24 protein-coding genes and 2 pseudogenes are annotated in these 17,883 nt (G+C 61.4%); 18 read left to right on the forward strand and 8 right to left on the reverse strand.

Annotated elements, in window-relative coordinates; genetic code table 11:
* Nucleotides 1-23: 23 nt before the first annotated feature.
* The 12 genes and pseudogenes from efp (at nt 24) to NE547_RS06490 (ending at nt 7,587) form a co-directional block, all read left to right on the forward strand.
* Complete coding sequence (gene efp / locus NE547_RS06445) at nt 24-593, forward strand: elongation factor P (RefSeq protein WP_186907104.1); 570 nt, start codon at nt 24-26, stop codon at nt 591-593.
* 301 nt (nt 594-894) lie between these two features.
* Entirely contained in the window at nt 895-1,356 is a 462-nt protein-coding gene (locus NE547_RS06450; protein WP_256175044.1) for a CD1247 N-terminal domain-containing protein, read from the forward strand.
* Between the two features lie 413 nt (nt 1,357-1,769).
* Nucleotides 1,770-1,997, forward strand: a pseudogene (locus NE547_RS18555) (ferrous iron transport protein A); the annotation flags it as partial.
* 40 nt (nt 1,998-2,037) lie between these two features.
* Complete coding sequence (locus NE547_RS18560; RefSeq protein ID WP_352408574.1) at nt 2,038-2,109, forward strand: hypothetical protein; 72 nt, start codon at nt 2,038-2,040, stop codon at nt 2,107-2,109.
* 71 nt (nt 2,110-2,180) lie between these two features.
* The gene (gene feoB, locus NE547_RS06455; RefSeq protein WP_370866827.1) at nt 2,181-4,223 is read left to right on the forward strand and encodes a ferrous iron transport protein B; all 2,043 of its coding nucleotides are present in this window, start codon (nt 2,181-2,183) and stop codon (nt 4,221-4,223) included.
* A 1-nt stretch (nt 4,224) separates the two neighbouring features.
* A complete protein-coding gene (locus NE547_RS06460) occupies nt 4,225-4,386 on the forward strand; it encodes a FeoB-associated Cys-rich membrane protein (RefSeq protein WP_186907107.1) in 162 nt (53 codons plus the stop codon).
* Between the two features lie 40 nt (nt 4,387-4,426).
* Complete coding sequence (locus tag NE547_RS06465) at nt 4,427-5,152, forward strand: NAD-dependent protein deacylase (RefSeq protein WP_186907108.1); 726 nt, start codon at nt 4,427-4,429, stop codon at nt 5,150-5,152.
* Between the two features lie 130 nt (nt 5,153-5,282).
* Nucleotides 5,283-5,852, forward strand: coding sequence for a DUF2975 domain-containing protein (locus NE547_RS06470; RefSeq protein ID WP_256175046.1), 570 nt, complete (start codon nt 5,283-5,285; stop codon nt 5,850-5,852).
* A 12-nt stretch (nt 5,853-5,864) separates the two neighbouring features.
* Complete coding sequence (locus NE547_RS06475) at nt 5,865-6,089, forward strand: helix-turn-helix transcriptional regulator (RefSeq protein ID WP_186907109.1); 225 nt, start codon at nt 5,865-5,867, stop codon at nt 6,087-6,089.
* 17 nt (nt 6,090-6,106) lie between these two features.
* Nucleotides 6,107-6,445, forward strand: coding sequence for a hypothetical protein (locus NE547_RS06480; RefSeq protein ID WP_256175047.1), 339 nt, complete (start codon nt 6,107-6,109; stop codon nt 6,443-6,445).
* Nucleotides 6,432-6,902, forward strand: coding sequence for a hypothetical protein (locus tag NE547_RS06485; RefSeq protein ID WP_256175048.1), 471 nt, complete (start codon nt 6,432-6,434; stop codon nt 6,900-6,902). The genes NE547_RS06480 and NE547_RS06485 overlap by 14 nt, the downstream gene beginning before the upstream one ends.
* Nucleotides 6,903-6,915: 13 nt before the next feature.
* On the forward strand, nt 6,916-7,587 hold the full coding sequence (locus NE547_RS06490) for a hypothetical protein (protein ID WP_256175049.1): 672 nt from the start codon (nt 6,916-6,918) through the stop codon (nt 7,585-7,587).
* Here the strand turns inward: NE547_RS06490 and NE547_RS06495 are convergent.
* The 3 genes from NE547_RS06495 to NE547_RS06505 form a co-directional block, all read right to left on the reverse strand.
* Nucleotides 7,544-7,783 carry a GIY-YIG nuclease family protein gene (locus NE547_RS06495; protein ID WP_352408573.1) on the reverse strand — a complete coding sequence of 80 codons (240 nt, stop codon included), beginning with the start codon at nt 7,781-7,783 and terminating at the stop codon, nt 7,544-7,546. The genes NE547_RS06490 and NE547_RS06495 overlap by 44 nt on opposite strands.
* Before the next feature lie 12 nt (nt 7,784-7,795).
* Nucleotides 7,796-8,752, reverse strand: a complete 957-nt coding sequence (locus tag NE547_RS06500; protein ID WP_243204714.1) for a tRNA-dihydrouridine synthase — start codon at nt 8,750-8,752, stop codon at nt 7,796-7,798.
* A 62-nt stretch (nt 8,753-8,814) separates the two neighbouring features.
* A complete protein-coding gene (locus tag NE547_RS06505) occupies nt 8,815-9,504 on the reverse strand; it encodes a GntR family transcriptional regulator (protein ID WP_256175051.1) in 690 nt (229 codons plus the stop codon).
* Nucleotides 9,505-9,705: 201 nt separating this feature from the next.
* Here NE547_RS06505 and NE547_RS06510 point away from each other — a divergent pair, with 201 nt between their 5' ends.
* The gene (locus tag NE547_RS06510; protein ID WP_256175052.1) at nt 9,706-10,344 is read left to right on the forward strand and encodes a YesL family protein; all 639 of its coding nucleotides are present in this window, start codon (nt 9,706-9,708) and stop codon (nt 10,342-10,344) included.
* A gap of 138 nt (nt 10,345-10,482) precedes the next feature.
* Here NE547_RS06510 and NE547_RS06515 read toward each other — a convergent pair whose 3' ends face one another.
* Nucleotides 10,483-11,205: a LytTR family DNA-binding domain-containing protein gene (locus NE547_RS06515; RefSeq protein WP_256175054.1), complete on the reverse strand. Its 723-nt coding sequence runs from the start codon at nt 11,203-11,205 to the stop codon at nt 10,483-10,485.
* Between the two features lie 228 nt (nt 11,206-11,433).
* Here NE547_RS06515 and NE547_RS06520 point away from each other — a divergent pair.
* The 3 genes and pseudogenes from NE547_RS06520 to NE547_RS06530 form a co-directional block, all read left to right on the forward strand.
* Nucleotides 11,434-11,673: pseudogene (locus NE547_RS06520) on the forward strand (DUF6514 family protein); the annotation flags it as partial.
* Nucleotides 11,674-12,034: 361 nt separating this feature from the next.
* Nucleotides 12,035-12,364, forward strand: a complete 330-nt coding sequence (locus NE547_RS06525; RefSeq protein WP_186907118.1) for a cupin domain-containing protein — start codon at nt 12,035-12,037, stop codon at nt 12,362-12,364.
* A 23-nt stretch (nt 12,365-12,387) separates the two neighbouring features.
* A complete protein-coding gene (locus NE547_RS06530) occupies nt 12,388-12,726 on the forward strand; it encodes a cupin domain-containing protein (protein WP_186907119.1) in 339 nt (112 codons plus the stop codon).
* A 117-nt stretch (nt 12,727-12,843) separates the two neighbouring features.
* On the opposite strand, the gene NE547_RS06535 is transcribed toward NE547_RS06530, so the two are convergent.
* The 4 genes from NE547_RS06535 to NE547_RS06550 form a co-directional block, all read right to left on the reverse strand.
* The gene (locus NE547_RS06535; RefSeq protein WP_256175056.1) at nt 12,844-13,200 is read right to left on the reverse strand and encodes a sporulation initiation factor Spo0A C-terminal domain-containing protein; all 357 of its coding nucleotides are present in this window, start codon (nt 13,198-13,200) and stop codon (nt 12,844-12,846) included.
* Between the two features lie 694 nt (nt 13,201-13,894).
* Nucleotides 13,895-14,398 (reverse strand): GreA/GreB family elongation factor, encoded by a 504-nt coding sequence (locus NE547_RS06540; RefSeq protein WP_186907121.1) that lies wholly within the window; start codon nt 14,396-14,398, stop codon nt 13,895-13,897.
* A gap of 50 nt (nt 14,399-14,448) precedes the next feature.
* Nucleotides 14,449-15,045, reverse strand: coding sequence for a glycerol-3-phosphate acyltransferase (locus NE547_RS06545; RefSeq protein ID WP_186907122.1), 597 nt, complete (start codon nt 15,043-15,045; stop codon nt 14,449-14,451).
* Nucleotides 15,046-15,096: 51 nt separating this feature from the next.
* Entirely contained in the window at nt 15,097-15,501 is a 405-nt protein-coding gene (locus NE547_RS06550) for a DUF3783 domain-containing protein (RefSeq protein ID WP_256175058.1), read from the reverse strand.
* Nucleotides 15,502-15,693: 192 nt separating this feature from the next.
* Between NE547_RS06550 and NE547_RS06555 the strand changes: the two genes are divergently transcribed.
* Together NE547_RS06555 and NE547_RS06560 are read left to right on the forward strand one after the other, a co-directional pair.
* Nucleotides 15,694-16,662 (forward strand): flavodoxin family protein, encoded by a 969-nt coding sequence (locus NE547_RS06555; RefSeq protein ID WP_186907123.1) that lies wholly within the window; start codon nt 15,694-15,696, stop codon nt 16,660-16,662.
* A gap of 317 nt (nt 16,663-16,979) precedes the next feature.
* Nucleotides 16,980-17,744, forward strand: a complete 765-nt coding sequence (locus NE547_RS06560; protein ID WP_186907204.1) for an SDR family NAD(P)-dependent oxidoreductase — start codon at nt 16,980-16,982, stop codon at nt 17,742-17,744.
* Nucleotides 17,745-17,883 lie beyond the last annotated feature (139 nt).

Raw genomic sequence — 17,883 nt, forward strand, 5'->3', positions numbered from 1 at the left:
CTTGTTTTGGAGGATGAATACCAATGCCGACGATTACTGCCAGTGATTTCCGCAACGGCGTGACCTTCGAGATGGATGGTCAGGTCATGCAGGTGGTCGAGTTCCAGCACGTCAAGCCCGGTAAGGGCGCGGCCTTTGTCCGCACCAAGATGAAAAACGTCATTACCGGCGGCGTGACCGAGACCTCCTTTAACCCTACCGCCAAGTTCGAAAGCGCCTATGTGGACCGCAAGGATATGGAGTACAGCTATAACGACGGCGACCTGTACTACTTCATGGATCCCGAGACCTATGACCTGATCCCCATCGGAAAGGATACCCTGGGCGACAATTTCCGTTTCGTCAAGGAGAACATGTCCTGCAAGATCAACTCTTACAAGGGCAAGATCTTCGCTGTGGAGCCCCCCACCTTTGTGGAGCTGGAGGTCACCGAGACCGATCCCGGCTTCAAGGGCGATACCGCCACAAACGTGACCAAGCCCGCCACTCTGGAGACCGGCGCCGAAATCAAGGTGCCCCTGTTCATCAACCCCGGCGACAAGATCAAGATCGATACCCGTACCGGCGAATATCTGGAGCGCTGCAAGGCCTGATCATCCGCTTTGGCGGTACGAAGGCAGAACCGCTCCGGCGGGTGTCGGAGGCCCCGCAGCGCGGGGCGCGCCGTATGGCGCGGACAAGCGTTTGCCGCAGGCAAAACCTTGGCGCAAGGCGGAATTTACTTCCGCCGCGCAAGTAAAAAGCAGGGCTCCCATACAAAGCCATGACCTGTATGGGATTCACCCGCACCGGCGAATATCCGGAGCGCTGCAGGGCCTGAGCCGGCAGCGGCAGAGCACGGGCCTGACCCGTAAGGCGGCGGCGTGACGCCGCCGTCAATAAAAGGAGAAAAGTATGACTATTTCTGAAAAGGTCGCATACCTGAAGGGGCTGGCCGAGGGCCTGGCCATCGACACCGAGAAGTCCAAGGAGGGAAAGCTCATCTCCGTGATGATCGGCATCCTGGAGGAGATCGGTCTGTCGATTGAGGATCTGGAGGAGAACACCGTAGCTCTGGGCGAGGAGATCGACGCGCTTTCCGACGACCTGTCCGAGGTGGAAGAGGCCGTCTTCGAGGAGGACGACGAGGACGAGGACGACGACTGCTGCTGCGAGGACGATTTTTTTGAGACCGAGTGCCCCAACTGCGGGGAGACGCTGGTCATCGACGCATCCGTGCTGGAGGAGGGCGTGATCCAGTGCCCCAGCTGCAAGGAGAAATTTGCGCTGGATCTTTCCGACGAGTGCTGTGACGAGTGCTGTGACGACGGCTGCGACTGCGGCTGCGGCTGTGAACACGACCACGACGAGGAATAACACGTAAGCCAACGAGCGCCCCGGAGTATTCCGGGGCGCTCGTTCTGGTCTGTTCGCTCCAGCCGTCTTCCGCGCGCGGCGGTTTTGTCAGCCGCTCCCGATCATCCGGGGCCTTGATCCTGCAGAGGACTTTGGGGAAGGCGGTAAAGCGCACCCATACGTGTGCCCGGATGGGTGCGGGCTCGGCCCGCGCTGTCGGCTCCCCCGGCCGCTGTTTCAGGAGAATTGGAAGTAGGAGGCGCCGGGAGGCGGACAAAAAGGGAAGGGGCCGAACGGATGGAGGGAAAGATATCCCGGCCGGCGGGGAATTCTTTTTGGAAACGGATTGCACCCGCACGACGGCGGTAGTATAATCTCTACGATATGCAATTTTTTCGAACGTAAGCAATGAACAAATAGGCGGTAGAAGGTATATGAGGACACAGGCGGAGCAAGAACGAAAAACACTGGAGGACGTGGCCCCGGGGGAGCGGGGCGTGATCCTCAAGGCGGGAAATGAACGGGGCGCCGTCAAGCGGCGGCTGGTGGATATGGGCCTGACGCCCGGCACTGAGATCACGGTGCGCAAGGTGGCGCCCTTCGGGGATCCCATCGAGGTCAATCTGCGGGGCTACGAGCTCTCCCTGCGCAAGCAGGACGCGCACCAGATCCTGATGGCCACCGGCGCGGAAGGGGAGGCCTTTGCCGATACCCGCAGGCAGCGCATCGGTATGGTGCAGCATCTGCCGGACGAGGAGGCGCTGCGCCGCATGAGCGCCGACCACGCCCACGAGGCGGCGGAGCACGGCGGCGTGCCGGATTATGCCAGTCACGATACCCGGGAAATGAAACTGGCTCTGGTGGGCAATCCGAACTGCGGCAAGACCACGCTGTTCAACGCCCTTACCGGCTCCAACCAGTATGTGGGCAACTGGCCCGGCGTCACGGTGGAGAAGAAGGAGGGCAGGGCGGACGTAGATGGCAAGGCGCTCACCGTGGTGGATCTGCCCGGCATCTACTCCCTGTCGCCCTATTCCATGGAGGAGATCGTGGCCCGGGACTTCATCGTGGGCGAGCACCCGGACGCCGTCATCAATATTGTGGACGCCACCAATATTGAGCGCAATCTGTACCTGACGGCCCAGCTGCTGGAGCTGGAACGCCCCATGGTCATTGCCCTGAATTTTATGGACGAGGTCGAAAAGCACGGCGACCGGATCGACGTGGCGCGGCTTTCCCAGGCCCTTGGAGTACCGGTGATCCCGATCACCGCCCGCTCCGGGAAAAACGTCAAGGAGCTGCTGCGGCGGGCCCATCAGCAGATGCATGTGGGCGTTACCGTAGAGCCCGACGATCTGTACGACGATTTTACCCATCAGATCCACCACAAGGTGGGCGAGTTGATCCACGACAAAGCCTATGCCGCCAAGGTACCGGCACACTGGGCCGCCATCAAGCTGATTGAGGGAGACGAGCTGGTGGAGCAGGCGCTGGGCCTGGACGAGGCCGCCAAGACGCAGCTGGAAGCGGTATGCCGGGAGTATGAGGGGGCCTACGCTCTGGGCGACCGGGAGACCCTCATCGCCGACGCGCGGTATCAGTTCATCCAGCGGGTGGTGGCCCACTGTGTGAAGAAGGGACGGCCGCTGGGGGAGCCGACCCTTTCCGACAGGATCGACTCCATCGTCACCCATAAATTCCTGGCCATTCCCGTGTTCCTGCTGATGATGCTGTGTATGTTTGCCCTCACCTTCGGCCCCGGCCAATTGCTCTCCGATGGGGTAGATACCCTGATCGGCGGCTATTTTGCCGGCTTTGTCCGTGCCGGACTCACCGCCGCCGGGGTGGCGCCCTGGGTGGAGGCCCTTCTGGTGGACGGAGTGATCGCAGGGGTGGGCGGCGTGCTCACCTTCCTGCCTCAGATCGCGATCCTGTTCCTGTTCCTCTCCTTTCTGGAGGACTCCGGCTATATGGCCCGGGCGGCCTTCATCATGGACCGGCTGCTGCGGCGCTTCGGCCTCAGCGGCAAGGCCTTTATCCCCATGCTGATGGGCTTTGGCTGCACGGTGCCCGCGGTGATGGGGGCCCGCACCATGGAGAACGAAAAGGACCGGCGTATGACCATCATGCTGGTGCCCTTCATGTCCTGCTCCGCCCGTCTGCCCGTATACGGGCTGCTCACCGCGGCCTTTTTCCCGCGGTACGGCGGCGCGGTGGTCTTTTCCCTGTACCTGCTGGGCCTGCTCTTTGCCATCGCTTCGGGGATCCTCCTCAAAAAGTTCGTCTTCAAGGGGGAGCCCGCCGCCTTTGTGCTGGAACTGCCGCCTTACCGCCTGCCCACCCTGAAAAATATCTCCCTGCACGTGTGGGAGAAGGTAAAGGGCTTTTTGGTCAAGGCGGGCACCCTGATCCTGGCCATGAGCGTGCTGCTGTGGTTCCTCCAGGCGTTTGGCGTGGAAAACGGCGCCTTCGGCATGGTGGAGGACGCCAGCCGCTCCCTGCTGGGATACGTGGGCTCCCGGATCGCGCCGGTGCTGATCCCCCTGGGGTTCGGCACCTGGCAGGCGGCCGTGGCCCTGCTGTCCGGATTGGTAGCCAAGGAGATGGTCGTCTCCTCCATGAGCATGCTTTACGGCTTCTCCGTCACCGCCGGCGGCGCAACGGTGGCCGCGGCGCTGAGCTCCACGTTCCAGAGCCCGGCGGCCGCCTACGCCTTCCTGGTGTTCGTCCTGCTGTATGTCCCCTGCGTGGCGGCGGTATCCACCATCCGCAAGGAGATGAACTCCCTCAAATGGACCCTGGCCTCCGTTGCCTGGCAGATCGGGGCGGCTTACCTGGGGTCCTTCCTGGTCTATCAGATCGGAAGTCTGATCCTGAAGGTGCTGTAACATGAAGTATGTCATTTACATCGGCGTGGCGGTTTTGATCCTGTGGGCGGCGGCCTACCTGATCTACCGCTTCCATCAGCGGCTCAGGGGCAAGCGGGGCTGCGGCTGCGGCGGCTGCTCCAGCTGTCCACACACGTATTGCCGCCACCGGAAGAAACCATAGGGCGGGGCGTGTACCCGCCGCCGCGGATCAGGAGGTTTTTATGAACGAAAAGCAGGCGCGGCTTCAGGAATGGATCACAGACAGTCCGAATATCGTATTTTTCGGCGGCGCGGGCGTGTCCACCGAGAGCGGCATTCCGGATTTCCGCAGTGTGGACGGCCTGTACAACCAGCAGTATCCCTATCCGCCCGAGACAATTTTGAGCCGCACGTTTTTTGAGCGTTCCCCAGAAGAATTCTACCGGTTTTACCGCGATAAAATGCTCTTTCCCGACGCCAGGCCCAACGCCGCCCATTGGAAGCTGGCGGAGCTGGAGCGGGCGGGAAAGCTCTCCGCGGTGATCACCCAGAACATCGACGGACTTCACCAGGCGGCGGGGAGCAAAAACGTGTACGAGCTGCACGGCAGCGTCCACCGCAATTTCTGCAGGAAGTGCCGCCGGTTCTACGATCTGAAGTTCGTGCTGCGCAGTCAGGGCGTACCTAGGTGCCCGGCCTGCGGCGGGATCATAAAGCCTGACGTGGTGCTCTATGAGGAGCCGCTGGACCAGCAGACCATGGAGGCGGCCCTGCTGGCCATTGCCCGGGCGGACCTGCTCCTCATCGGCGGGACCTCTCTGGCGGTGTACCCGGCGGCGGGCCTGATCCGCTATTACCAGGGGCGGCATCTGGTGCTCATCAACAAAAGCCCCACGCCCTACGACAAGAACGCCGATCTGGTGATCGCGGGACCCATCGGGGCCATCCTGGGGGAGATCCGGGTTTAGTGAAACGGCGGGAAAAAAGGAGATGGCCGGGACCATCTCCTTTTTCTTCGGTAAAAATTTATTGAATAACGATAAAAAAGAATTGACAATCAATATAATGCATGCTATCCTTTCTGAGAGAGGTGAGAAGATGGATATGACCGGAGTACAAAAGCTGGCGAGGGTATTGAACGTCCTGGTGACCATCACGTTTGTGTGCAATCTGCTCTCCCTGCTGTTGGTGCCGGGGCTGAGCATGACCCGAGGAGCGGAGGGCCTGCTGAGTCTCACGCCCTATGAAAATCTGCTGGAGGTTCCGCTGCGTCTTGCGGTGGTCTTTGCAATGAGTTGGGGATGGGTATGGTCCTCGGACGTTTACAGCGTCGTCCTCACCTTGTTCCTCCTGTTCTGCGGAGTGTGTACGGCGGTGATCCTCTGGCAGGGGCGGCGGGTGCTCGGGACCGTTATCTGCCGGACCCCCTTCTGCCGGGAAAACGGCGTCAGCATGCGCCGGGCGGCCCTGTGCTGTTTTCTGATCTCCGCCGCCGCGCTGGCACGGGTGGTGTGGGGGCTGTTTTACTACCGCTCCGCCGCTCCGCTGCTCACCTATAACGCCCTGTTTGTCCCCATCTTCCTGATGGCGGGCCTTTTGTGCATGGTCATGTCCGCCCTCTTCCGTCAGGCCGCCGAACTGAAGGAAGAGAATGACCTGACCATTTAAGGGGGCGGAACGATGGCGATCATGGTCAATCTGGACGTCATGATGGCGAAACGGAAGATGAGCCTGAACGAACTGGCCCAGCGGGTGGACCTGACCCTGGCCAACCTGTCCATCCTGAAAAACAACCACGCCAAGGCGGTGCGCTTCACGACCCTGGAGGCCATCTGCAAGGCCCTGGACTGTCAGCCGGGGGATATTCTGGAATATGTGCCCGATGATGCGGGAAAACGCTCTTAGGAAAGGGGAAATACGACATGGGTTATGCCTGGCTCAATCTGGGCAGTCTGGCGTTGGGAGGGATCGCCTGGGCCCTGCCGGTCGCCGCCCTGGTCCGGAGGGATAAAGCTACCCGCCGGGAAGCGGCCGTATGCTCTGCCGCCAGCGCAGCCTCCTGTTCGCTTGCTTTGTGCCTGGTGGTCTTCTACCTGGGCCATCTGGCCGACAGCCGGGACTGGTCCGCGCTGTTGGACACGGCGGGCGCGTTCCGGCTGTGCACCGGGGGGCTTTTCCTGGGGACTCTGCTGCTGAATGCGCTGGCGCTGGCCGGTCACCCCTGGCGGAGGGGCGGAGCGGGTGCGCATGAAACGGCGTAACGGCTGCGCGGCGCTGCCGCCGCTGTTGCTGTTGCTGGCGCTGTGCGGCTGTTCGGGCTCCCGGGCGGATTATGTGGGACGGCAGGTGGGCCTTGACCTGCCCCGGACGGAGTCGGTGACCTATCAGGACAGCCATGGCGGGTTCCACGGGGACGGCCTGCTGTTGGTGGAGCTGGCCTTCGCTCCGGAGGACGCCCCGTCGGTGGAGGACGGCATCCTCCGCCGGGGCGACCTGTGGAATGAGGGGCCGTTTGACGATTATCTGGGCGGCATCCTGTACGAAGGCGGCCCGGCGGGGGAGGGCGGCTGGCCCAGGGGGAACGACAACTGCTACTGGTACTTCCGGGACCGTCAGCAGGATGAACGCCCCCTGAACCGGCGGGGCTCCTGGAATTATACCGCGGCCCTCTACGATGCCCAAAGCGGCACCCTCTACTATCTGGAATTCGATACCTGAAAGGAGATGCCGGATGCGACGCTTTGCATGTGAGCGATGGTTCCGGGGAACGCTTGTTCCCGTGCTGCTGCTGGGATGGCTGCTGCTGCCCGTACTGTTCCAGACCCGGATGGGATTTCAAAGCGGCGCCCGCTGGGCCTGGGAGTGGAGCTATTTTGCCCTGACGGCGCTGGCCGCGGCCGGACTGCGGCGTTACCGGTGGAATGGGCGGGGCGGGCTGTGGTGCGCGCTGCTCTCGCCCGCTGCGGCGCTGGGCGCCGCCTTTTGCCAGAATGTTCTGCTGGGCGGGGCGCTGGCAGTACTGGCAGTGGCCCTGCTGGTGCGCGCCCGTCTGCCGCTGCTGCCACGCCTGCTGTCCGCTGCGGCGTTGGTCCCGCTGTGTGCGTGGGTACTGCTGTCCATCCTGGTCCTGCCGCTGGGCGCAACGGCGCGCTATCTGGTAGACGATCCGGCGGGCGCGCCGCGGCAGTATGCCGAGGTTACCATAGTGGCCCCCGGAGCAATGGGCCGGGTACGCTACCATGCGGTGGAGCAGTACGCCCTGGTGGAACTGGATCCGGTGGCTCGTCTCTCCTGGGTCACCGGGCGGGATTCCGCCCCTTCCGGGAGCGGGACCTACGGCTATCTGGTGCGGGACTATCTCAGCGGCACAGCGCCAGTTTTTCCGACCGGGTCAGGCGCTTGATGGCGGCCTCCCGGCGCAGCGCCGCGGACCGGTCGGCACAGGCTTCCCGATAGACCACCTCCACCGGACCATGGCTGCGGGTGTATTTGGCGCCCTTTCCCGCGTTGTGGAGGGCGCAGCGGCGCTCCACGTCGGTGGTGCTGCCGGTATAAAGAGAGCCGTCCCGGCAGCGCAGCATATAGACCCAATAAGACACGAACCGTTCCCCTCACCAGATGACCGCCGCATCCTCCCGAAGGGGGAGCGACTGGAAGATATGATTCACCGCCGCTTCATAGGCGGCCGGGTCGGCCGCCTTGCGCAGGGCCTTGGCCTGGCCCGCCCCGTCCTGAAACAGGCCCAGCAGATAGGACCAGAATTCCTTCATCCGCAGGGTGGCGTTGCGGCGGCTGCCGAAGGCCTGCGCATAACCCGCGTAGAGTTCGTCGTGGAAGGCGCGCAGCGCCCCGCGGTCTGCGCCCGGTCCGCCCCGGGCCTTGGAGAAAAGCGCCGGGTCGGCCACGGCCCCCCGGCCCGCCATCAGGGCCGTTACGCCGGGAAAGCGCCGGATCAGGGCGGCGCAGTCCGCCGCCGTGACCAGGTCCCCATTGTAGCACACCGGGGCGCGGCAGCTTGCCAGTGCGGCGGCAAAGGCGTCCAGCCGTGGCTGATTCCGGTAAAAGTCCTTCTGCACCCTAGGGTGGATGATCAGCTCGCAGACGGGATAGCGGTTGAAAAGCTCCAGCAGAGGGAAAAATTCCTCCGGGTCCCTCAGGCCGAGCCGGGTTTTGATGGAGACGGGGATGCCGGCACGGGCATAGATGCCGTCCAGCAGGCGCTCTAATTCCTCCCTCCGCCCCAGAAGGCCCGAGCCCTTTCCCTTGGCCACCACCGTGCCGGAAGGACAGCCCAGATTCAGGTTGACCTCCCGATAACCCAGGTCTGCCAGCACTCCGGCGGCCCAAAGAAAATCATCCGCGCTGCGGGTGAGCAGCTGGGGTACGGCGTACAGGCCCCGATTGTGCTCAGGCAGAAAATCGGAGGCCTCCCGGCGGGTGAAGGCGTGTTCCTGCCGGGGCGAAAGAAAGGGCATGAAGTACCGGTCCACCCCGGAGAACCAGTGGCGGTGGGCCTGGCGAAAGAGCCAGCCGGTCACCCCCTCCATGGGGGCGAAGTAGTAACGCATGTCGATCAGGTCCCTTTCCGCAGGATACGTACGGCTCTGGCCATGGGCACGCCGGAGCCGGGTCAGGCCCGGTAGTCTTTACTGATGAGCAGATGGACGTAATACTGGCGCAGGGAGGCGTAATGCCGGCGGACCGCCTGCTCGGCGGCGGCGGCGTCCCCGGCGGCGAGCTGCTCACAGATCGCCTTGTGCTCCTGACAGGAACGCTCCGAGAGGGTCATGTCGTGGAGGGAACGGGCGATAAAGCGCAGCTGCTGGTTGTGAAGCTGCTCATAGATGCCCTGCAAACGGTGGTTGCCGGCCTTTGCCACAATAAATTCATGGAAGCGCTGGTCCCATACGGAGGTCTCATAGGGATCGCCGCTGTCGATGGCCTGCCGGTTGCGCTGGATGATCCGGCCCAACGTCTCCAGAGCGAACGCGTCGGGGCGTTCGGCCCACAGACGAACGGCATAGAGCTGGCACAGCTCGATCAGGTCATAGACCTCCAGGATATCCTCCAGAGAGAAATCCGCCACGACCGTACCCTTGCCGGGCTGGTAGGAGAGAAACCCCTCAAAGGTGAGCTGCTGAAGGGCGTTTCGGATGGGGGAACGGCTGACCCCATAGATATCGCACAGTTTGCGTTCCACCATGACGGTGCCGGCGGGAAATTCATCGCGCAGGATGGCGTCCCGGATGAGCTTGTAGACTTGCTGCTGCTTGCTCTCCGGGGCCTGGACCAGCGCGTTGGTATCATGCTGAGTTGGCATTGGCTTGGCGCTCCTTTCCTGCTCCATCCGCAAAACCGGTTGGAATACCACAGGTATTCTGCCTTTGTACCATATTATACCGAAGACGCCGCCGCCTGTAAAGGTGAAAATCAGGCGCCCGCAGCGTGTGATTGACCTGAGGGCCGGAATGGGGTACAATAAAGGCAGTGTCGGACGTAATGCGGAGAGGAGGCGGCAGATTTGTTTGGCAGAATATTCAACCCGGAGAACGCCTTTTTCCGGACCGCGGACAAGCTGGCGGACCTGGTGATGCTGAGTTTGATGTGGGCGCTGTGCAGCATTCCGCTGGTTACCCTTGGCCCGGCGACGGCGGCGTTGTACGACGCGGCGGTCAAGATCTTGCGCCGCGGGGAGGCAGGGAACATTTACCAGCGCTTCTTCCATTCCTTTCGGCTCAATTTCAAGGTGGGCGCGCTTACTTCGCTTGCAGTGCTGGCGGCGGCGGTTCTGCTGTACGGCCTGGGAAATTTCCTTTACCGGCTGGCGATGACGGGGAAGGCGGGCGTGGTCCTTTACTATGCCTATCTGCTTTTGCTGCTTCTGCCCATCGGGATGATCAGCTATCTCTTCCCCGTGCTCTCACGGTTCACCTTCGGCGCGGGAGGACTGATCGGCACCTGCTGGAAACTGGCGCTGAACCATCTTCCTTCCACGCTGCTGCTGGGGCTGCTGACGGCGGCGGCCGCGTGGGCGTGTCTCTCCTTCTGGATCCCGGTGCTGGTTCTGCCGGCCGTGGCCGCGCTGCTGGCCTCTTTGCCGTTGGAGCGTATCTTCAGACCCTATCTGGAGCTCCCCGGCGGCGGGGAGACGGAGGAATAGACGGCGGCGGAAGGCCGCGGCCCGATGAAAGCCTGATCTGAAAAAGGATGGAGAATTGCCGTTTTGAGCAATTCTCCATCCTTTTTGGTTGGCGGTTTATTGATCAGATGAGATAAGCTGGCTTCCAGAACAGGGCCGTTATGGAATGGGCTTGGGGTTCGCCTGCGGTTGGACATAATCCAGATAGGCCTGACGGATGGATTTCAGATCCCGCTGGCGGATCAATACGCTCTCGCCGGTGGTCAAATGAAATTGGCGGTCGGCCTGGGCGATAAAGTCCATGTTGACCAGATAGCTCTGATGACAGCGGAGAAAACGGTTGTCGCTGAGTTCCGCCTCGATTTTTCCCAGCTTTTTATAGACGATGTAACAACTGCCGTCGCTGCGGTGGAGGATACACTTGGAGTTGGAGCTCTCTATGAACGTGATCTCGGTATACGGTACACGGACGATTCGCATCCGCTGCTGTACCTGGTACGTGCAGGTATCAAAATCCTGAAGGACGCGGTCCATACACCGGCACAGCTTATCGAAGCTGTGGGGCTTGAGCAGGTATCCGGCGGCCGCCACGTCATAGCTGTCCACCGCGAAATCAGCCGAGGCGGTCAGAAAAATGATCGCGCCGTCAAAACCAAGGGCGCGAAGCTTGTGCGCCGCGTCGATGCCGAGCAGGCCGTTCATATAGATATCCAGAAAGATGATATCAAACCAGCAGCCATCCTCTACGTCGCACACCAGATTGATGCCGCTGTTATATTGGGCCAATTTGTATTGAAATGGTTTTTGTGCGAAATAGATGTGTAGCAGTTCAACAATCAATTCACGGTCAAAGGCACTGTCGTCACAGACCGCGATGTGCATGAAAACACCTCCCGATTTGATGAAAGGGCAGGAATTGAACCACCAAAGCAAAACACACGATATTCCATATAATAGAAAATATGGTGTGCTTTTTCAACAAGATATTGTTGCTGCCGCAGGCCGAACTATGACAAATTCATCGACCAACGCCCTGTTTTCACCAAAAGCGTACAACCGGTGCCTGTTGTGCTAAGATAGGGACCAGAACAAAAGAAACCACAGAGAGGAGAAGCCATCATGGTTGCTTATCAGGCGGTTCAGGAGGAGTTCCATGATCACGACTTAGGCGTATATACTGCTTTTGGTGTGTGTGCCTATCAAATCGTAGAACAGCAGCAGGAACAGGTTGCATACATTCCGGACGTGTTTTTAAGCACAGAGACTGCCCAGCACTTCGTAGAGATTTGCAACCGGCTGCAGCTGGAAATCATCCACTTGCGCGAGGTGATTGAAGACGCGATTTTATAAAGGACCGGAAAAATCAGGGCGAACCACAGAAACGGTACTCCGAAACGGGATGGTTCCGTGCCAGAGTCCGTTCTCATTTTGTCATATTTCATATTATATCGCGTATTACGGCAGGACGCAATAAAAATTGCGTTATTTTCCAGCCGCTTTGCTGCCAAAACGTTTGCAATGCCAAAGCGCAGCAAAGTGGAGCGTTCCGACTGCGGGGGAGGCCGTCGGGTGCAGCGGATCAAATCCCGCAGACGCTGTGCGGAAAAGGATGGGTTTAAAAATCAGAAAAAAATGGTTGCAGCTGCAACCGTTTTTTTCTGATTTTGTGCTATACTATAAACAATCTTGTCCCATGGAAGGAGCGGAATCCATGCAGCAATTCAAACATCTTCCCATCAACCATACAGAACAGCTCTCCGGTATGGTCACATTCCAGCCGAACCGTGTGGTGAGCATGGCGCTTTCCCGGAATGAGCATTGCCAAATGACGCTGCTCGCCTTCGCTGATAAGGAGGGCGTCAGCGAGGAGAGCTATCCGGGAGACACCTTCTACTATGTTTTGGAGGGGGAGATGCCGTTACGGGTTAACGGCGCTTGCCACCTGCTCGGGGCCGGCGACTGTATGGCGGTGCCGGCGGGCACGCTGCACGCGGTGGGAGGCGGGCCCGCATTCAAGCTGCTGCAGATTACCGTGCAATAATCAAAAAAGTTGGAGGAAAACAGATGGAACAGCTCATCAAGAATTTGGACCGTGCGCAGCCTCTGCCGCTGAAAGAGCAGGTGGCTTACGAGAAGGGCAAGGTCGTCAGCCTCACCCTGACCCAGCGTCCCGGCGTGGGAATGACGTTGTTTGCCTTTGATGCGGGAGAAGGCATCAGCACCCATGCTGCGCCCGGCGACGCCATGGTTTATGTTTTAGACGGCGAGGCGCAGATCACGATCGGCGGCGCGGCGCATACGGTCCCGGCGGGCAGCGCCATTATCATGCCGGCCGGGATCCCGCATGCGGTGCAGGCGCGTACCCCATTCAAAATGCTGCTCACGGTTGTCAAAGCGAACTGAACAGAGCGGATCAACACGGAGACGGCTGTGCCCGGAGATACCTGGAGCACAGCTCGTTTCGTTTGAAACGCCGGGCGCGGACCGAAAAGGCGAAGGCGCCGGCCTGCGCCCGGCGGTTTACTCGGCCCGGGCCTTCCAGCAAGGGGCTGCCGCCTTCTCCCGGATCAGATGGGTAACAATGATATCGATGAATTCAATGGGTTTGGGCGGGTCGTTCAAGGGCCGGCAGGCCAGTTCTTCCAGATAGGCCCGGTTGGATTTCCATGCCGCCTTGACGGCCGTACGTATATCCCGTTCCACACGCTTCCAGTTCGTATTGAAATGACTGGCTACGTCAGGATAAAGGCACTTGGTCACCAGAAAAAAGTAATTTTCATTCTGCAGGGTGATCCGGATGCTGTAAGCCAGGTAGTCTCTGCCCAGGTATTTCCGCACGACGCCGAGCCTGGAGAGGATATCATAGATATCAGTCACAACAATAACTCCTTTTTTATGGTTCACTGCAACCATAATAAAACAAAATCTGGAAATATGCAAGAAAATTTCACCCGAAAAAAGGAAAAATATAAAATCAGTTCCAAAAATATTGTATTATGGAAATGGACGCCTTGCAAACGGAGCCGGGCAAAGGTATCTGAATGAACGCAGGGCCAAGCCGGCCGCCTGAAAGCTCAAAGCGTTCCATGCCTGAATCGCGTACAGAAGCTGTTTGCAGTCCGTTTGCGCAATTGCACGGCAGCTGCCGTGCGGAGCGGCCGCACAGCGGCGATTTGCGCTTTGTTTCCCGGAACGCCCGTTATTCCCCGGCGGCGCCGGGAACGCGGGGGGATTCGATTTTTGGGGATTGCTGTGCGGGCAAGGCGGAACCGTTGCCGGAAACGCTCCCTGGCGCGGAAGCTTGGCGTCGGATTTGCCGATGCGGGGGCCCGGGGCGTGGAGCCGGCCTTCGACGGAGTGCATTTTTCCGGGGCGGGCCATCGGCTCTTTGCCCGGGCATGCTTCAGGCCCTGGCGGAATGCTTCCGCTCAGGGCCTGAGGCGTGAGGAGGGGAGAAACCGCCGCAGCCTTGGCGGCAAAAGCGAAGCTGAGGCGGGGCAGCCCGCCGAAAGCCGCTTGCAATCAATCGAACCGCGCGCCCGGGACCTGTAGCAGATCCCGGGCGCGCGGTTCAGAAACGGTTCAGGGGCGCGGAGCCGTCGTCCTCGCTCTTTTCGATGGCACGCACCACCGCGTCGTAGCCATAGCGTTCGCTGACCTGGATATGGAAACGCTCTCCCACGCGGCGGCCCAGCAGGGCCTTCCCCACAGGAGATTCCTTGCTGATCCGGCCGCGGAGGGCGTCCTGACGCATGGTGGTGACGACCTGATAGGTCTCGTCCACATCGTCGTCGGCCAAGCGGATGGTGACCTTGTCAAACAGTCCCACCGTATCGGCCTGGGATTGGTCTGAAATGACCACCGCGGTTCGGATCATGTTCTCCAAAAAACGGATGCGGCGCTCGTTTTGGTTCTTTTCCTGCTTGGCGGCCTTGTATTCGAAGTTTTCGCTCAGATCTCCGAAGGCCCGGGCCTCCTTCACCGCTTCCAACAGTTGGGGCCGCAGAACGGTACGGCGCTGATGCAGCTCCTCCCGCATCATCTGGATGTCCTTTTTCGTCAGTTCGTTGTGCATGGCAGTTTCCCCCCGCTTGCAAGTGATTCTGCCGGATATTATAGCACAACTCAGCGCTGTTTGCCACGGAATTTCCGGGGCTCCTCTCCGCGGAGCATGCGGCGCAGCCCCCGCACGTGGCGGGAGAACATCGTCAGGGCCAGGATCAGGGCCAGGGCCCCAGCCTCCCGCCCGTAGCAGAGAAAGGCGGGAGGGACGAACAGGACAGGAATCGTCACCGCGCCCAGCGGCAGGTAACCGGAGAAAAGCACTGCCGCCAGCCCGCCCAGACAGGCCAGGCCGCCCCAGAGAGGGGAAAACAGGACCAGACAGGCACAGGTGACCGCCACGCCCTTTCCGCCCCGAAAGCCCCGCCAGAAGGGGAAATTGTGGCCCAATACGGCGCCCAATCCCGTCCACAGGGGCGCCAGAGCCAGGCCGGGGCACAGCAGACGGCCCAGGAGCCAGGCTAAAATGGTTTTTGCGATGTCCCCCAGCAGCACCACGGCCCCCCAGCTCCTTCCCAACTGGCTTGCGATGTTGGCCATGCCGGGATTGCCGGAGCCCAGAGCGGCGGCGCTTTGGCCGGCATGCCGCCAGGCGACCGCCTCGGCGGTGAGAAAGCAGCCGCAGAGATAGCCGAGCAAAAGGCAGAGCCCGCGTTCCATGTCCGTCGCCCCCTTTCCAACTGCGCTCAGTTTGTCCGGAAAAGCCGCGTTTTAGCCGCCGGAGGCGTCCTCGTTGTCGTGGACTGCCCGGCCGGAGGCAAGGGCCTCCCGCTCACGGAGCAGCTCCGCGTGGAGCCGGAACGAGTCCCAGTCCCGGTTGGTCCGGGTGAGCACCGCCTTGAGGGCCACCGGCGGGAGCCTGTTCCGGCGGAAGCCCTGGAGAAAGGCGTCCAGCTGGGGGCCCGTCAAGCCGCAGAGCAGCAGCATCTCGTCGTCGAAGTCCTGGTCCGGGTGGGGCGCGGCCCTGCCGTCTCCCTCCGCCAGGACGGACAGCGGCAGGGCGTATTCCTCCTTGGAGACCAGCCGGGTGCGCAGTTTCAGGGGCAGGCACATGCGCCGGAGCTTGGAGCCCCTGGGGTTGTCCAGGTTGTAAAGCAGAATCAGCGGTGCGCTCATGAGGATCGCCTTCCTTTCCCTGCTATTGTACCCGTTTACCGGCGGAAGGTCAACATACAACGGATGGTTGTGAAGGAAACAGCATTGAACTGTTGGACAAAAAGCAGCGGAACGCATATAATCTTTTTGACAAAATAGACAGAAACAGAACCCGCGCACAAACAACAAAACGGTATGTAGGAGGAACTGGACATGAAGATTCTCGGCCTTTCCGGGGGGACCCCCAACGGCAGCAACGACGCCATGTGCAAGGAGGCGCTGATGGGCGCGCAGGAGTGCGGCGCCGAGGTGGAATTCATCAATCTCAACCAGCTGGAGATCAAGCACTGCACCGGCTGCAAGGCCTGTGTCATGAGCCTGTTCTCCGGCCGCGGAAACGCCTGCGTGCTGAAGGATGACTTTCAGTGGCTGGTGGACAAGATGTACGATGCGGACGGCATCGTCTGGGCGGTGCCCATCTTTGAAAAGTGCGCGTCCGGCCTGTTCCACACCGTCATGGACCGCTTTGGACCCCGTCTGGACCGCGGGAACGTCATGATCGCCGCCAAAATTGCCGAGCAGGGCGGTAAGCCCATCGACCCCAAGTACCTGAAGGAGAAGGTCGTCTCCTACATGGGCATCGGCGGCTCCGACTGGGCCACCCGCATCCAGTGCGACTTTAACACGCAGGCCCTTACGCCCAAGTGGTGCGTGATCGATAACGAGTGCTTCAAGTGGTCACTGGACATCATCATGAACGATGCGGCCATCGCCAAGGCCCATCAGATCGGCGTGAACATTGCCCATGCCGCCCGAAAGGTGGAGGACGGCACCCTGAACGTGCCCCACGGCATCATGGGCGAGGATTACAAGGGCGCCCAGGGCGTGTGCCCCTACTGCCACAGCAATAACTTCTTCCTGCAGGAGGACGGCACCGCCATCTGCTGCCTGTGCGGCATGGAGGGCGTCATGAAGAACGTGGACGGCAAGTACGTTTTTGAGTATGACGCCGAGAAGTGGCTTCCCCACGCCCACGATTCCATCTCCGGCAAGTTCATCCACGGAGACGACATCCAGAACAACGAGGGCAAGGCGCGCGCCGCCATGGCCACCGACGAGGCCAAGGCCCGCAAGGCCAAGTACCGCGATTTTATTTCCTCCAGCAGGCCCGTGCGGGCTTGATCTTCCCGGGCGGCGTTGCCGCTTGAGCGACAGGCGGCGTGTACGCCGCGGAAAGTACATCCCGGCCCGCGCGTGTGCGCTTCGGGCCGCGGCCTGCGCCCCAAAGCGGCTTCGCCGGATTTGGGCGCGTCACACTCAGGAGGCTGTCAAAAAGGCCTTTTTCGACAAGCTGTGAGGCGGGACCGCGTAAGCGGTCCTGCCTCAGTTGTTGCCTTGCCTTTTCTGCGGAGAGCGTGTAAACTGGCCCTGTATGGACCGGGGCGGTTTCGGGAAAACTGAACGGAACCATAACGGCATTGGAAAGGGGAGCGGTACGCGTGAAGATCGCCATCGTGACGGGGGCGTCCTCCGGCCTGGGGCGGGCGTTTGTCCAACGGCTTGACGCGCAGGGAGGATTGGACGAGATCTGGGGCGTGGCCCGCCGGGGCGGGCGGATGGAGGAGCTGGCGGGAAGGCTGAGCACCCCCATGCGCTGCCTTGCCCTGGATCTGGCCAAACAGGAGTGTATCCTGGAGCTGCGGGACCTCCTGGAGCGGGAAGAGCCCGACGTGCGGGTGCTGATCAATGCCGCTGGCTTTGGAAAGTTTGGCACCTGGAGGGATATGACCCTTCAGGAGACGGGCGATATGATCGATGTGAACTGCCGCTCCGCCGTGGAAATTACCGCCGCGGTGCTGCCCCACATGGGGCGGGGCGGCAGGGTGCTGGAGATCTGCTCCTCCGCCGCGTTCCAGCCGCTGCCCGGCTTTAATGTGTATGCGGCCACCAAGGCGTTTTTGCTGCGTTACAGCCGCGCCTTGCGGTGGGAGGCGGCGCCCCGCGGCATCCGGGTGTGCGCGGTGTGCCCCGGCTGGATCAAGACGGACTTTATGGCGGTGGCGCGGGACACCAAAAACGGCAGGACCGTGCGCCGTTTTCCCTTTGCCCTGCGGCCGGAGACCGTGGCCCGGCGTGCCTTGCGGGACAGCCGTCTGCTGGCGGTGACCACCTGCGGGCTGCCCGCCCTGGTGCAGCGGGTCGCCAGCAAATTTTTGCCCCACTGCTTTATCATGGCCTGCTGGGAGGGACTGCGCCGGGTATGATATCCGGCGCAGAAGCGCAGGCGCGGCAAACGGACTGCCGGGCGCTTGCCGCAAACCAGAGCGGGGGGGGGGGGGGGGGGGGGGGGGGGGGGGGGGGGGGGGGGGGGGGGGGGGGGGGGGGGGGGGGGGGGGGGGGGGG

Source organism: Flavonifractor sp. DFI.6.63 (assembly GCF_024462255.1).
GTDB lineage: Bacteria > Bacillota > Clostridia > Oscillospirales > Oscillospiraceae > Lawsonibacter_A > Lawsonibacter_A hominis.

Bases quoted from the DNA above. Each gene is read 5' to 3' on its own strand.
- efp (WP_186907104.1), top strand. From the start codon at position 24: ATGCCGACGATTACTGCCAGTGATTTCCGCAACGGCGTGACCTTCGAG.
- NE547_RS06450 (WP_256175044.1), top strand. From the start codon at position 895: ATGACTATTTCTGAAAAGGTCGCATACCTGAAGGGGCTGGCCGAGGGC.
- feoB (WP_370866827.1), top strand. From the start codon at position 2,181: ATGAAACTGGCTCTGGTGGGCAATCCGAACTGCGGCAAGACCACGCTG.
- NE547_RS06460 (WP_186907107.1), top strand. From the start codon at position 4,225: ATGAAGTATGTCATTTACATCGGCGTGGCGGTTTTGATCCTGTGGGCG.
- NE547_RS06465 (WP_186907108.1), top strand. From the start codon at position 4,427: ATGAACGAAAAGCAGGCGCGGCTTCAGGAATGGATCACAGACAGTCCG.
- NE547_RS06470 (WP_256175046.1), top strand. From the start codon at position 5,283: ATGGATATGACCGGAGTACAAAAGCTGGCGAGGGTATTGAACGTCCTG.
- NE547_RS06475 (WP_186907109.1), top strand. From the start codon at position 5,865: ATGGCGATCATGGTCAATCTGGACGTCATGATGGCGAAACGGAAGATG.
- NE547_RS06480 (WP_256175047.1), top strand. From the start codon at position 6,107: ATGGGTTATGCCTGGCTCAATCTGGGCAGTCTGGCGTTGGGAGGGATC.
- NE547_RS06485 (WP_256175048.1), top strand. From the start codon at position 6,432: ATGAAACGGCGTAACGGCTGCGCGGCGCTGCCGCCGCTGTTGCTGTTG.
- NE547_RS06490 (WP_256175049.1), top strand. From the start codon at position 6,916: ATGCGACGCTTTGCATGTGAGCGATGGTTCCGGGGAACGCTTGTTCCC.
- NE547_RS06500 (WP_243204714.1), bottom strand. From the start codon at position 8,752: ATGCGTTACTACTTCGCCCCCATGGAGGGGGTGACCGGCTGGCTCTTT.
- NE547_RS06505 (WP_256175051.1), bottom strand. From the start codon at position 9,504: ATGCCAACTCAGCATGATACCAACGCGCTGGTCCAGGCCCCGGAGAGC.
- NE547_RS06515 (WP_256175054.1), bottom strand. From the start codon at position 11,205: ATGCACATCGCGGTCTGTGACGACAGTGCCTTTGACCGTGAATTGATT.
- NE547_RS06525 (WP_186907118.1), top strand. From the start codon at position 12,035: ATGCAGCAATTCAAACATCTTCCCATCAACCATACAGAACAGCTCTCC.
- NE547_RS06530 (WP_186907119.1), top strand. From the start codon at position 12,388: ATGGAACAGCTCATCAAGAATTTGGACCGTGCGCAGCCTCTGCCGCTG.
- NE547_RS06540 (WP_186907121.1), bottom strand. From the start codon at position 14,398: ATGCACAACGAACTGACGAAAAAGGACATCCAGATGATGCGGGAGGAG.
- NE547_RS06545 (WP_186907122.1), bottom strand. From the start codon at position 15,045: ATGGAACGCGGGCTCTGCCTTTTGCTCGGCTATCTCTGCGGCTGCTTT.
- NE547_RS06550 (WP_256175058.1), bottom strand. From the start codon at position 15,501: ATGAGCGCACCGCTGATTCTGCTTTACAACCTGGACAACCCCAGGGGC.
- NE547_RS06555 (WP_186907123.1), top strand. From the start codon at position 15,694: ATGAAGATTCTCGGCCTTTCCGGGGGGACCCCCAACGGCAGCAACGAC.